Source organism: Legionella pneumophila subsp. fraseri (genome assembly GCF_000586315.1).
Taxonomy (GTDB): Bacteria; Pseudomonadota; Gammaproteobacteria; order Legionellales; family Legionellaceae; genus Legionella; species Legionella pneumophila_B.
Genome location: NZ_KK074225.1, coordinates 70,975 through 84,318, shown reverse-complemented (window position 1 = coordinate 84,318; position 13,344 = coordinate 70,975). Strand labels below are relative to the sequence as shown.

Here is a 13,344-nt window from a genome sequence, read left to right as displayed (position 1 = left end):
GTTATTCAAATTCCTTTCACAAAAACATATGAATTGCGGTGGTAATTAAAATCACGATAAATCCATATCTTAAATAATTTACGGGTAAAAGATAATTTAATTTCGCCCCAAATGGTGCAATCAAACTACTTGGAATTGCTACCCCTAAAACTGCTGGCCAATATATATATCCTGTGGAATACGATATTTTTGTCATGTCTAATGTGCCAGTAACCATAAACATAATTGTACCCACTAGACCAACTGCAAAAGTGCCCAAATTGGATACTGCAGCAATTTTTCTGACTGGAACTCCACAATAGGTCAGATAAGGGATAATGATGACTCCTCCTCCAACCCCTAATAAACCGGATATCGAACCTATTGAACTACTGACTAAAGTATTGAGCCAATATCCCGGAAATTTATCAGTGTGGCTCACTCGGACATCAAGAAGCATTTTCATAGCTACGCCAAGCAAGAACAGTCCAAATATTATTTTCAATAAATGGGTTGGAATAAAAGAAGCCATTATGGAACCTAAAATAGTACCAAGAACCAAACCCGGACATAACTTCTTAAAAAGGGGTAAGAGTATCTCATCCATTTTATTATGTGCTTTTAAGGATGCATAAGAAGTAAAAATCATCACCGCCAGTGAACAACCTGCAGCGACATGCATAAGGATATCTTCTGGAATCACCTGCGAGTGTTGAAAAATATAGACGAGTCCTGGTACCACAATAAGCCCGCCACCAACGCCCAGAGCACCCGCCATTATTCCTGCAAAAGCACCAATAATGATGTAAATCACTCCATTAATCAGTAACTCACCGGATATCATGACTTTCCTGCTCTGATTAATCCCCCTAATCCTTCCTCTTCTAGAGCCTTTTGCAAATGAAATCGTATTTCAGCAGGATGTTCAAATTCCAAAACTTCTGCCAGAATTTTACGGGCATTCGCGATAGCAAAATTACGAATAACCCATTTCACCCTGGGTAAACTGGCGGAATTCATGCTTAAGGTGTCAAAACCCATAGCAATTAACAAGATCACCGCTAAAGGATCGCTGGCCATTTCGCCACAAATACTCACCTCAACACCAGCCGCATGCCCTCCTTCGACTATTTTTAGCAATGTACGCAACATGGCTGGATGCAAAGGATCATAAAGTGCGGCAACTCGGGCGTTATTTCTATCCACAGCCAATAAATATTGAGTAAGATCGTTACTACCCACCGAAATAAAATCCACTCGTTTCGCCATTTCTCTTGCCAGATAAGCAGCGGCAGGCACTTCAATCATCACACCAATTTTGGGTTTTACTATTTCGCACCCCTCTTCCACCAGCTCTTCAAATGCCTGTTCAATCAAATAAACGGCTTCCTCTACTTCGCTAAGTGTTGTGACCATAGGCAACATGATACGTAAATTATCCAGTTCCTCACTAGCACGCATCATGGCACGAACCTGAATCAGGAAGACATCTGGATGATCAAGAGTTATCCTTATTCCACGCCATCCTAAATAAGGGTTTTCCTCTTCAACTGGAAAATAAGGTAGAATTTTGTCTCCACCAATATCCAGGGTACGCATAGTTACCAAACGTGGAGCAAAGGCCTTGAGAGTCTGTCTGTAAATAATGGTCTGCTCATCTTCTGAAGGGAATCGATCTCGACTCATAAATGGTACTTCTGAACGGTATAAACCAACTCCTTCAGCGCCAACACTCATTGATAAACCGGCATCCATTGCCAATCCGGTATTGACTTGCAAAGAGACTCTGTAGTTATCAGTAGTTTCAGCTGGTTTATCACGCAAGCTTACCAGGCTTTGGTTTAATTCCTGTTCTTCTTGAGCTAATTGCTTAAATTCCGCTAATAATGATTTGGAAGGAGAGATATAAACATGCCCATAATAGCCATCAACAATCAAAGCCCGACGCGATACCAATTCTACTTTTAATCCTCTCAACCCCATCACAGTAGGTACACCGAGAGCTCTCGCTAAAATAGCAACGTGGGAGTTATTGGAGCCTTTAGCTGAAACGACACCAGCCAATTGCCCTTCTGGAACTTCTGCCAGAGCGGCAGCAGTAATTTCTTCTCCTATTAAAATGGTTCTCTTCGGATAAACAATTTCTTCTCTTTGGGTACGTTGTAATTCCGCCAAAACTCTTCGGCCCAAATCACGGAAATCGCTGGCTCGTTCGCGCAGATAATCATCGCCCATGCTTTCAAATTGCTGCACGTGTTTCTTGATCACTGTAGCCAGGGCAGCTTGAGCGCTGATTTTCTCTTCACGAATCACATGCTCTACTTCAGCACCCAAGCTATCCCTATCCAAAATTCTTAAATACACATCGAATAAAGCATGCTCTTCCTCAGCAACAGTTTCTTTCATGCGTTTACTTAAACGCCTGATATCATCTCTTGTCGTTTCCAAAGCTTCATAAAACGCATTGATTTCATCTTCCAATTCCTCAACCGGATTACGAGGGACAGCATCAATATCCGCAGGCGGGTACACAACCACGGCAGTACCAATTCCTATACCAGGAACACTGCCTATTCCAGTCAGTGCAGTATAAGCCGCTTCTACCTTGTCGACTCCTATACCCTTTTTAGGTTGTGTTAACTCGGCCAATTCACCTGTTGCCTCTGCATGAGCAATAATCCCGCCTAATTGAGCCGCCAAGGTAATAAGAAATGATTCTTCGGCATCATCAAAATGACGCTGTTCAAGCTGTTGTACAACTAAAACACCGTATAATTTTCTATGTTGAATAATAGGGACGCCTAAAAAAGCGTTCAGGTGATCTTCACCAATTAATGGATTATGATAAAAATCTGGATGAGAGGGAGCATTTTCTATATTGATAGGTTCCTCTCTTCGTCCTATCAACCCGATAAGGCCGCAATCAAGAGCAATTCTGACTCTAAACTCTGCCTGCTTGTTCAAACCTTCCGTGGCTATCAATACGTATTCAGCATTTTTATTATCAATAAGATAAACGGAAACAGCCTCTGCATTAATGGCTGTATTAATACGTTGCACCAAAATGCCAAGTGCTTCTTTCAAATCACTGGCAGCGGTAACATCTTGTACTATCCGTTTAAGTATTTTAAGCATCTAAGCTCTTTGATTACCTCTTTTACGTTTTAAGCCATAAGGGGTACGGCGTTCTTTTTTTAACAAAGGTTCTAATTCTTTTAACGCTTGAATATAAACCTGCCTCTTAAAGAAAATAACTTGTTGCTCAGGCTCATGAAAATCCACCCACCGCCAGCTATCGAATTCGGGAGAATCACTCAAATCCAATCTGACTTTTTGCTCGCTTGTTACAAGCTTTAACAAATACCATTTTTGTTTCTGGCCAATCACCAAAGGCTCACTGCCATGACGCAAATATTGCTTCGGAAGTCGATACTTTAGCCAACGCCTGGTCGAACCCAATATTTCAACATCACCTTTATCTAACCCCACTTCTTCATGCAATTCACGATACATTGCTTGCATGGCCGTCTCGCCTGGTGCCAATCCACCTTGCGGGAATTGCCAAGCGTCATGCCCGCTTCGTCTCCCCCAAAAAACTCTATCGGAATCGTTGACGAGTATAATACCTACATTCAAGCGATATCCGGCACGATCGATAACCATGATGTCACTGCTTAGAATAAACCCTTAATAACTTGATTTTTCCACAAAGTACAAGAGCTTACAATTAAATCTGTAAATATTATTTGGACTAATTTATTCCCTGTTTTTATATTGCATTTTTTGATTTATTATAGAACAAAAATTACTCATTATAATGACTCTCAATACCTTGGAGACAGGTAACTTTAATGTTTTTAACGAGGGAGTTTCGATAAACTAAATGACCGAATTAAACACTTTTTTACCAAAGAGATTGGGGCTTTTCGCAAGTCTTGAAATTAGTTGTTATTGGTATAGCCAAGTTTTCGCTATACTTATCGAAACAATAATAAATCATTGATTATAAATCCGCATGAAAAAACGAGTTTTAATTATCAATACTGGCGGCACAATCAGTAGCATAAAAACATCGCATGGTTATGAGCCTTCACCGGGATTCATTCAAAAAGCGTTGGCAGATATTCCTGCTCTAAAACATCAAGACATGCCTGACTACGTTATCAAAGAATATCAGCCGCTACTTGATTCCTCTAATATGACCGTCACGGAATGGAACAGGATTGCCAGAGATATTGCTCACGAATATGAACAGTTTGACGGATTTGTTGTATTACATGGCACTGATACCATGGCTTACACTGCTTCCGCTTTGTCATTTATGTTGGAGTATTTGGGAAAACCCGTCATAGTCACTGGTTCACAGATTCCTTTATCCGAGATTCGTAATGATGCAACAGATAATCTCATTACCTCCCTGTGGCTTTGTGCTCATCAACCTATCCATGAAGTATGCATCTATTTCAACCAACATTTGTTTCGAGGTAACCGCACCCAAAAGATTAGTGCTCAACGCTTCAATGCTTTTGATTCGCCCAACTACCCACCCTTGGCATCGATTGGTATCGATATCGAGTTACATCAACACCGTTTATTGCCACGCCCCAAAGCACCGTTCCATCTACAAACCATTACTCCTCACTTTATCGCAAACTTCCGCCTGTTCCCAGGCTTTGCCTCTGACGTTCTTGAATACATTTTAAATCAACCTTTACGAGGTTTAATCCTTGAAACCTATGGGGCAGGTAATGCCCAGAACAATGATCCAAGATTTTTAAGTTTGCTTAAGGAGGCTTGCGGCAGGGGGGTTATTATTATTAATTGCACCCAATGCCACCAGGGGAAAGTGGAAATGAATCAATACGCAACAGGACATACTTTAAAAGAAGCAGGCTTGATTAGCGGTCATGATATGACACCTGAGGCGGCTCATTGCAAATTGCTGTATTTATTAAGCAAGAATCTGGAAATCCCTGAAATCAAAAAACTGATTGAAACCAATTTGTGTGGTGAACTGCAGATTTAAGAACGAGGGATCTCCTTGCTCCAACAGAAAATATCTTTTGGAGACCTCTCGTATGCGTTCGAGGCAGAGAAATCAAAATACACCCATTGAAAGTAACTTACAATGTATGAGTATTTTCAGATGAATGTTCTTCATCCTCCTCGTCTGTTGCCTCTGTTTTTTTTACATCGGATGGTTTGGTCTCTTCTTGCTTTGCCGTTGTTTGTTTTACTGTCGGTCTTTCAAACTGGCTTTCAGTCATTCCCTGAATGGTGCGAACCGCCGTATTAAATTCAACGCCAAACCGCCCTTCTCCTGAGCTAAACCAATCCGATGGTGTAACTACTGAAACACCCCAAAAGCTTAAACCAGGAAGAGAAAAACCTTTATCTTTCTTGATAGCGTTTTGATTGTCCTGAGCAAGATCTTGCAACACTTGCAACGCTCTTTTTCTTTGTTCTTCCAAATTGTGGCTTGGATTAATTCGCTCACTTAATGCCTGCAGCCTTACTGCCAATTGCACTTCTTTTTTGGTGCGGATTTCGTAATCGATCCCTGTTCTGGGGCTAAAAATTTCATCTCCCAGATAGATAGCGGCATGGTAATAGACAATGTTTTCAGGTGTTTCTGTATAAGCTTTATTTAACAGGTCAAAATCAAATTTCTTTAGTTTGCCAAGAAAATCGTTGGAATGATTTTTCAAATTATTGAGACAGGTTACAGATTCCCCTTTATCTCTCGGCTCACCATAGGATTCTCTTATGGATTGAATTTGTATTCTGGCAGTATCTATCAATGCATTGATTGACAGCAAATCCGCTTCGTCATTACCTGAATCTTTAAAAAGAACGATACTTTCTTCGAGTTTATCAATGACATTCTTTTGATCGATTGATAATTTGGTATTATACCCAATGGTTTCTGACTTCCATTTCAAATTGGCGGATAACTCACTCAATTTTTCCTTCATTAATTTCTTTAAAACCTTTAGAAATATATTCATTGCTCTACTCCTTTAACTGCAACTTATTTATCATATAGCTCTTTACATCATTCATAACATTGGGGCAGACTGTTTAAATCAGCACCGATTATGATATTTAACTTAGGAAAACACAAATCTCATGAATTTACAAATTATTATTTTAGCTGCAGGGCAAGGTAAAAGAATGTATTCGGACACGCCCAAAGTTCTTCACCACCTGGCTGGCAAACCGCTGTTAATCCACGTCGTGGAAACCGCTCAGCAACTAAATCCCGATGCAATTCATGTCATTTATGGTCATGGTGGTGAACAAATTAAAAGTTCACTCTCCAACTTACCTGTTCATTGGGTGCATCAGGCAGAGCAACTAGGGACTGGCCATGCTGTTTTGCAAGCCATGCCCCATATCCCTGACGATGCATACGTTCTGGTTTTATCTGCCGATGTTCCCATGATTCAAGTGGGAACTCTTCAATCGCTAATTGAATGCAGCCAACGTCAAAACCCAGATCATTCTGTTTTAGCACTCCTGGTTGCAGAACTGGAAAATCCAAGCGGTCTTGGGCGTATTATCAGAAACAACCAAGGTGAAATTTATAGCATTGTAGAAGAAAAGGATGCAAATGAGCAAGTAAAGAATATAAAAGAAATTTATTCCGGGGTGTGTTGCACTTTGGCAAATAATCTGAAGAAATGGTTGCCTCAACTAAGTAATAGTAACGCACAAGGCGAATATTATTTAACTGAAATTATCTCATTGGCTATACAAAATAAAACACCCATTACGTCATTAACCGCCAAGAACAGCTTTGAGGTGCAGGGCATTAATAATCGCCAACAACTTCAGCAACTTGAGCGCATCTGGCAGCAAAGAGCAGCCAATCAACTCATGGAAAAAGGCGTGACCCTGGCTGATGCCAACCGCTTTGATTTGAGAGGAGAATTATATTGTGGCAAAGACGTCTATATCGACATTAACTGCATTTTTACAGGCAAGGTAGTTTTAGGTAATGGCTGTAAAATTGGCCCAAACTGCAGTCTGACTAATGTCACATTAGGCGATGGATGTGAAGTTTACGCTAATAGCGTACTGGAAGGCTGCCACATTGCAAACGACTGCCACATCGGCCCTTTTGCCCGCTTGCGCTCAGGGACGCAATTAGCTTCCCATTGTAAAATCGGCAATTTTGTTGAAACTAAAAAAGCGATTTTTGATGAAGGCACGAAAGCCAGTCATCTCAGTTACTTAGGGGACGTCCTGTTAGGAAAAAATGTAAACGTTGGCGCTGGAACCATTACTTGTAATTACGATGGGGTTAATAAGCATCAAACAATTATCGAAGATGGTGTTTTTATTGGGTCAGATACTCAATTAGTTGCTCCAGTTACCGTGGGCGCTAACGCAACAATAGGAGCAGGGAGCACCATACGCCGGAATGTGCCGCCCGATGAGTTAACATTAACCGAATCACGACAAAAAACCATCTACGGCTGGAAAAGGCCGGTAAAAAGGGAGAGGGATTAAATAAAAGAGGACAGAAATGCCTTCTGCTGTCATCATTCTTCTGATTATCCTTATTGCCATTGTTTTGCGCCAGGTTGTCAGAGTTATCATTCCAATTTGGGCAATTATGGCAACAGGAGCCATTGCTGTTTTGCTCTGCCAACAGATAACACCATCACGCGCTTTTACTGCCATTGAACCAGATGTCATGCTTTATTTGTTTGGCGTTTTTTTCATTTCGCAAGCCGCAGAGGAAAGCGGCTACCTCGCTTTTCTGACCGATCAAATTTTTTATTACGCGAATAATGGAAAACAAACGTTAATGCTGATTGTTTTTATTCTGGGTTTAAGCTCCGCGTTGTTAATGAATGATACCATTGCCATTATAGGTACACCTATCATTTTACACCTGTGTCAGTCACACAAAAATTTAATTAAACCCCTGCTGTTGGCATTGGCATTTTCAATTACTATTGGAAGCACCATGAGTCCCATAGGCAATCCACAGAATTTATTGATTGCTATTAAAGGAGAGATGGCTTCGCCATTTTTTGAGTTTTTCAAACACTTGGCTGTACCTACTTTGTTAAATCTGGGTATAGTTTATTTTTTTATTCTTTTTTTATACAGAAATGAATTAAAAGAACCTATTAAAAAACCAGTCCTCCCTTTGATAAATGACCGTAGCAATCTTACTTTAGTTAAAATGAGCTTGCTCATGATGTTAGTTCTGACTATGATCAAAATCTTGACGGATTTTCTGCATTATTCAGAATTTCAGCTCAATTTTAGTTATATTGCACTCTTGTCGTCTGCACCAATTTGGTTTAGCAAGCATCGATGGAATTATATAAAAAGACTGGATTGGGGAACTTTAGTTTTTTTTGCGAGCACCTTTATTTTAATGCAAAGCGTATGGGATAGCGGCTTTTTCCAAACCGGAATAAGTGATTCTCATATTGATGTCAGCCACATCGTAGTGATTTTTATAATGAGTATCGCCCTGAGCCAATTGATCTCTAATGTCCCATTAGTAACAATATATTTGCCTTTATTGATGAGTCATAATCATTCCAGTATAACCCTGCTGAGCCTAGCTGCGGGAAGTACTATTGCCGGTAATCTCTCTATCCTGGGGGCAGCAAGTAACATTATTATTATTCAAAATAGTGAAAAACGTGGTATCAGAGGTTTTGGATTTCTGGAGTTTATACTTGTGGGAGCCCCACTTACCTTACTTAATCTATTAGTGTATATCTCATTCCTTCAAAAAATATAAGAGAATGAACGATTAAATTTGTTTATTTAATTCCTCTCTGTTTGCGCAACTAATGAATAATTTCTTTCTAAAATCTTGCACATCCATAAAATGACCGGGAGAGCAATTAACGCTGTCAATAGTTTGTATTGCCAAACACTCACCGCTAAATTAATAATTTGTTCGTAAGGATAAATACCGCCATAAAGCAAACTGTAGTCAACCAGGCATAATAACGAGTTGACTGATATATTAGCGATTAATATTCGCAAGGATCGGTTAATTTTCCATTTTGAATACTTTAAATAATGCAATAACATTGCATTACCAAGAAAAGTGACAAACAATGACAACGATGCAGCAGATAACCTGCGTGGCATGATGTAATGATAAAAAGGATTCAAATTAAAAAAAGGAGGAGAAGGTAGTGCAACACTCCCCATCAATAACATGTCAAAAATAAATTGTGCCGCAAGAAGAGCCAATGCTAATTTCAAGTTGGCCTGGTAACCCCACAATTCGCCAACTATAGAACTGATAATGATAGTAATTGGAAAGAAAATACAGCTGGCCGATAAAACCAAGTCTTTATTGATCGCGATGATTCGATACTCACAGGCCAAACACACCAACATCACGGTCACAGCGAAGCAAATCAAATATTGATAAATTGGAAAAAACGTTAGTTCTGTGGTTTCAATTAATGCTTTGCCCTTATGTTGTTTGTCATTCAATAAAAATGTTAAATAAACTACGCCAATAATTAGGAGCAAAAGAGACGAGATCATGAATGAATCGATGAAAATTTGCTTGAAACTGTGAGCATGTGGAGCAGAAAATAATAGATAAAAATCCAGGCAAAAAAAACTTACTCCCCCCAGCAAAGCTAATAACACGCATTGCTTTGGAGTTGATAAAACCCTGTCATTTTTAGTGCAAAACAATAAATGAGGCAAATAGAAACTGAGTGCAAAAGCAATAGTTGTAGCAAAAAATTTCTTGGGAATTTCTTCAAAAATAACTTGATATGCCGGATTATCATGCATGTATTCAGCAGCAGGTAAATTGACAAGCACATAAACCCCAATACAAAACATATATAAGGTCATCAAACAAATATTAAGTAAATGACGTTGTTCTTTGAAGGTACAATTTCTCAATGCGAATAAAAATAAGGCTGCAATAAGGGGGCAAATCAAACTGTTTATTGCAAATACCAGCCCCCCGAGTAGAATAATTTTAAAAGAAACGTTAATTAATAATATCAGGCAAGTTATCATACTCACTGCGATGAATAGAAACCCGGGAGATTGTTGGGGTGATAACGATTGATTCATACGACAAGAGCTTCCATAGTATATAACAACTCATTCTGCCTTATTGATAGAGACTGACTATAGGGGGCTAATTCTTTATGATTTACATGCAAGTATTAACAACATCCCTATAAGCTTCAAATAATAATTGCCCTTTATTAAGCTAATCAGGTCGCAAATATAGCATTATAGCCCTTTGCATAGCAAGATAAACGAGAGTCGTCAACTGTCGACTTAAACGATGACTAAATGATAAGTTAATAAGAAAATAAATAAGCTGAGATAACTTCATGAATACTCATAAAACAAAGGCTTCAGCAAAAGCGGGACTATTACCGGGAACTGCCGTATATATAGGCGAACACCCACCGCAACCAACTCAAATAACGATACATATTTATGACAAAAAGAATTATAAGCGTTTAGATTCCTTCGATACCCGACAAGTGAAAGAGGCCTATGAGGCTGGACATAATATTTGGATAGATATTTCAGGTCTTGCAGACATCGAGAAAATTACTAAAATTTGCTCAGAATACAACATACACCCCTTGGTTATCGAGGATTTGCTTAATACCAGACAAAGACCCAAACTGGATATTGTAGACGATTATATTTTTGTTGTTTTTAAATTATTACAATCCCCTCCCGATCACTTATCTTACAATACAGAACAGTTCTGTTTAATCATCAAGCAAAAACTTTTACTCACATTCAGAGAATCTGAAAAATATAATTTATCCTCCATTTATCAACGCCTTAGTGGAGAGCACTCGTTAACCAGAGAATATGGAAGTGATTATTTGACCTATCTGATCATGGACTATATTGTTGATGATTATTTCAACTTTGTCGAAACTTCAGCCCAACTGCTTGAAACCTTGGAAGATCAATTAATTAATAAACCAGAAACGATTCGGTTACAAGCGTTATACACCATCAAAAGAAGAACCATTACCCTCAGAAAAATCATTCCTCCTTTGAGAGATATTGTCCATTTGTTGCTTACAGACGATGGGGGGTTAATCAATAAAAAGTATAATCTTTACTTCCGGGACTTATATGATCATTGCATTCGCCTGGTAGAATCGATCGATTTGCATAGAGAAATGTCGGCAAGTATGCTGGAAATTTACCTGTCTACTATAAATAATCGCATGAATGAATCCATGAAAATTCTGACCTTGTTTGCCAGTATTTTTATTCCTTTAAGTTTTATTGCCGGGGTTTATGGAATGAATTTTAAATTTATGCCTGAGCTGGATTGGCGATACGGTTACCCTATGATTCTGGTTACCATGGTACTTCTGGCGATACTCATGCTGTATTTTTTTAAACGAAAAAAATTATTTTAAGTGGCGGCAAGCGCCCCATTTACAACCTGCATAATATCATCGATAGAACTGGGTAGGGTCTTTACCGGGCAACACACTTCTGTTGCCCTCTTGTCAGAAAAGCCTCTAAAATTTATTTAGTAATGCTCAGTTCTGTTATCGCAACTTTTTCTTGTTCTGGATTAACCCGACGTCTCCTGGTTGAAAATAAACTATCAGGGCTAATCGTCACTACAACTCCAGTCTGAGGTTGGGATCGAACAGGAATCAGGCTTTTTGCTGGCACTACTTCCTTAGTATCTTTTTCCGTAATTAGTAGATGGGGAGAAACTATGGGTTCCTTTTCAACAGATACGGGAGTAGGCTGAAGAGGTGTCACCCCATTCAAAGCCAGATTGGAACCTGTAATTAATTTTGGTTCGCCTTTGATATTGTGTCTCTCAAACCACAATTTGAATGCTGTAGCCAGATTCCAGAAGTCTTCTTCTTTGCTTAACATTAAAACAAAGCGTGTTACTTTTTTAGGGATTCCAAATTTGAGATTGATAGCGGCTGCAACAGTTTTCGGTGCCCATGCCAAAGTAGCCATAGTTTTGGTTTTCCCAACTCCCTCAACAAATTCAACAGCAGAAATAGCTCCTGAACGTATAGTAGGCCAATACATAAATACAATTGGATCATTGATTAAACCGTTAGCACCTCGAAAAACAGGGGGCAAAACCAAAACATACGCTTTATCTATGGCTTTGCTAAAAAACCCGGGAGCTGTTTTCTTTTCCTTCTCCAAATCCATATTCAACACCATAGTGCCAAATTTTAGAGCGGGAGATAATGGAATTAACGGCTCAGCATCTTTATCCGGTTTGAAATCAATGGGTATCCTTTTAATTAAACCTGAAAATATGACATCCGCTACAAAGCGATTGACGCGTTCATAAACATTAAACGGATCAAAAGACGAGGCTTTGTCTTTCAAACCTGATTTGGGTAACTCCATATGCGCAGCAACATTAATATGCAACAGTAGCAATAAATGGCGCAAGGCTCTGTAATATAAAAACGGGGGCATGCCTACAGTGGACTCCAATGCCTTATCCATTAACATACTTGTCGCTTCAAAGGTTAACCCAAATCCTAAAACAGACTCTGGTTTCATGGCCAAATATTTATGACGCTCACACAGCTCTGGTGTGGTTAAACGAATAATATAGCGGCCATTGAAATACACTCTTAATACTTTTGAGAGAGGCTCACCTACATAAGGGATTAGGCTAACCCCATAAGTCAGCGCATCATTACCCATTAAAACAAGAGGCTCTCTTCCCCAACCTTTAATTTTACGTTTATAGTTACAATCCAATTCATCACAGATTGAAGGAGGAAGTGATTTTTTATTTGAATTAAATGAGGAAGGCCCTAATGAGTCAAGAACCGCAACGTGGGCTACCGTTTGGACTCCTTGCCGCCAGGTGTATGCTTTGACCAGATAATTCGTTAGAGCTAATCCCGATAAAAAAAGAGAATAAGGGGCATACCATGAAGCATCCTCATCATAACCCTCTCCGAAATAATTTTGTGCCGTATTGTTTGCAAAATTTAAAGCAACTAATGGCAAAACATCGTTAACAAGAATATAACCCATTCCATAGGCAATTTTCTTTGCTTGAGGATTGTTGACCAAGGTAGGGACTGCATCACGTAACGCTATTGCCTGCTCTAAAACTTGAAAAGTTGTATTGGCGGTATAGCTAAATACACCAGTCGTGATTTTTGACAATGAGGCGTTGTTCCAAACCCATTTTGAACCTTCCCACAGACTTGACCCAATTGTTTTGACTCCGTTTACCACCGATGAAAACCACTTCATAATGCTCTCCTGCAACAGCGGAATTTCATTTTATGAGTAAAAATTGGGAAATACCAGAGGGAAAGAGCACTTTTCTTGAACTTTATTGAAATTTTT

10 protein-coding genes are annotated in these 13,344 nt (G+C 39.2%); 4 read left to right on the top strand and 6 right to left on the bottom strand.

All coding sequences use genetic code 11. The annotated features are described in order from the left end of the window. Positions 1-16 precede the first annotated feature (16 nt). From CC34_RS0111980 to CC34_RS0111970, 3 genes are read right to left on the bottom strand one after another with little or no spacing between them, the layout of a single operon-like run. Entirely contained in the window at positions 17-823 is an 807-nt protein-coding gene (locus tag CC34_RS0111980) for a sulfite exporter TauE/SafE family protein (protein WP_028379562.1), read from the bottom strand. Then, on the bottom strand, positions 820-3,114 hold the full coding sequence (gene ptsP, locus CC34_RS0111975) for a phosphoenolpyruvate--protein phosphotransferase (RefSeq protein WP_011947751.1): 2,295 nt from the start codon (positions 3,112-3,114) through the stop codon (positions 820-822). Before ptsP ends, CC34_RS0111980 begins: the two co-directional genes overlap by 4 nt. After that, the gene (locus CC34_RS0111970; RefSeq protein WP_010948558.1) at positions 3,115-3,642 is read right to left on the bottom strand and encodes an RNA pyrophosphohydrolase; all 528 of its coding nucleotides are present in this window, start codon (positions 3,640-3,642) and stop codon (positions 3,115-3,117) included. It lies immediately after the preceding gene. A gap of 352 nt (positions 3,643-3,994) precedes the next feature. Here CC34_RS0111970 and ansA point away from each other — a divergent pair, with 352 nt between their 5' ends. Further along, on the top strand, positions 3,995-5,005 hold the full coding sequence (gene ansA, locus CC34_RS0111965) for an asparaginase (protein WP_011216707.1): 1,011 nt from the start codon (positions 3,995-3,997) through the stop codon (positions 5,003-5,005). Between the two features lie 97 nt (positions 5,006-5,102). On the opposite strand, the gene CC34_RS0111960 is transcribed toward ansA, so the two are convergent. Then, entirely contained in the window at positions 5,103-5,987 is an 885-nt protein-coding gene (locus CC34_RS0111960; RefSeq protein WP_014844918.1) for a lpg2874 family Dot/Icm T4SS effector, read from the bottom strand. 121 nt (positions 5,988-6,108) lie between these two features. Here CC34_RS0111960 and glmU point away from each other — a divergent pair, with 121 nt between their 5' ends. Further along, positions 6,109-7,494, top strand: a complete 1,386-nt coding sequence (gene glmU / locus CC34_RS0111955; protein ID WP_028379561.1) for a bifunctional UDP-N-acetylglucosamine diphosphorylase/glucosamine-1-phosphate N-acetyltransferase GlmU — start codon at positions 6,109-6,111, stop codon at positions 7,492-7,494. Positions 7,495-7,510: 16 nt separating this feature from the next. Further along, on the top strand, positions 7,511-8,752 hold the full coding sequence (locus CC34_RS0111950; RefSeq protein ID WP_028379560.1) for an anion transporter: 1,242 nt from the start codon (positions 7,511-7,513) through the stop codon (positions 8,750-8,752). Positions 8,753-8,778: 26 nt separating this feature from the next. Here CC34_RS0111950 and CC34_RS0111945 read toward each other — a convergent pair whose 3' ends face one another. After that, complete coding sequence (locus CC34_RS0111945) at positions 8,779-10,068, bottom strand: VUT family protein (RefSeq protein WP_028379559.1); 1,290 nt, start codon at positions 10,066-10,068, stop codon at positions 8,779-8,781. 269 nt (positions 10,069-10,337) lie between these two features. On the opposite strand from CC34_RS0111945, the gene corA reads away from it, so the two are divergent. Next, entirely contained in the window at positions 10,338-11,402 is a 1,065-nt protein-coding gene (gene corA / locus CC34_RS0111940; RefSeq protein ID WP_027228723.1) for a magnesium/cobalt transporter CorA, read from the top strand. A 112-nt stretch (positions 11,403-11,514) separates the two neighbouring features. Here corA and CC34_RS0111935 read toward each other — a convergent pair whose 3' ends face one another. After that, positions 11,515-13,266: a lpg2879 family Dot/Icm T4SS effector gene (locus tag CC34_RS0111935; RefSeq protein WP_080274219.1), complete on the bottom strand. Its 1,752-nt coding sequence runs from the start codon at positions 13,264-13,266 to the stop codon at positions 11,515-11,517. Positions 13,267-13,344 lie beyond the last annotated feature (78 nt).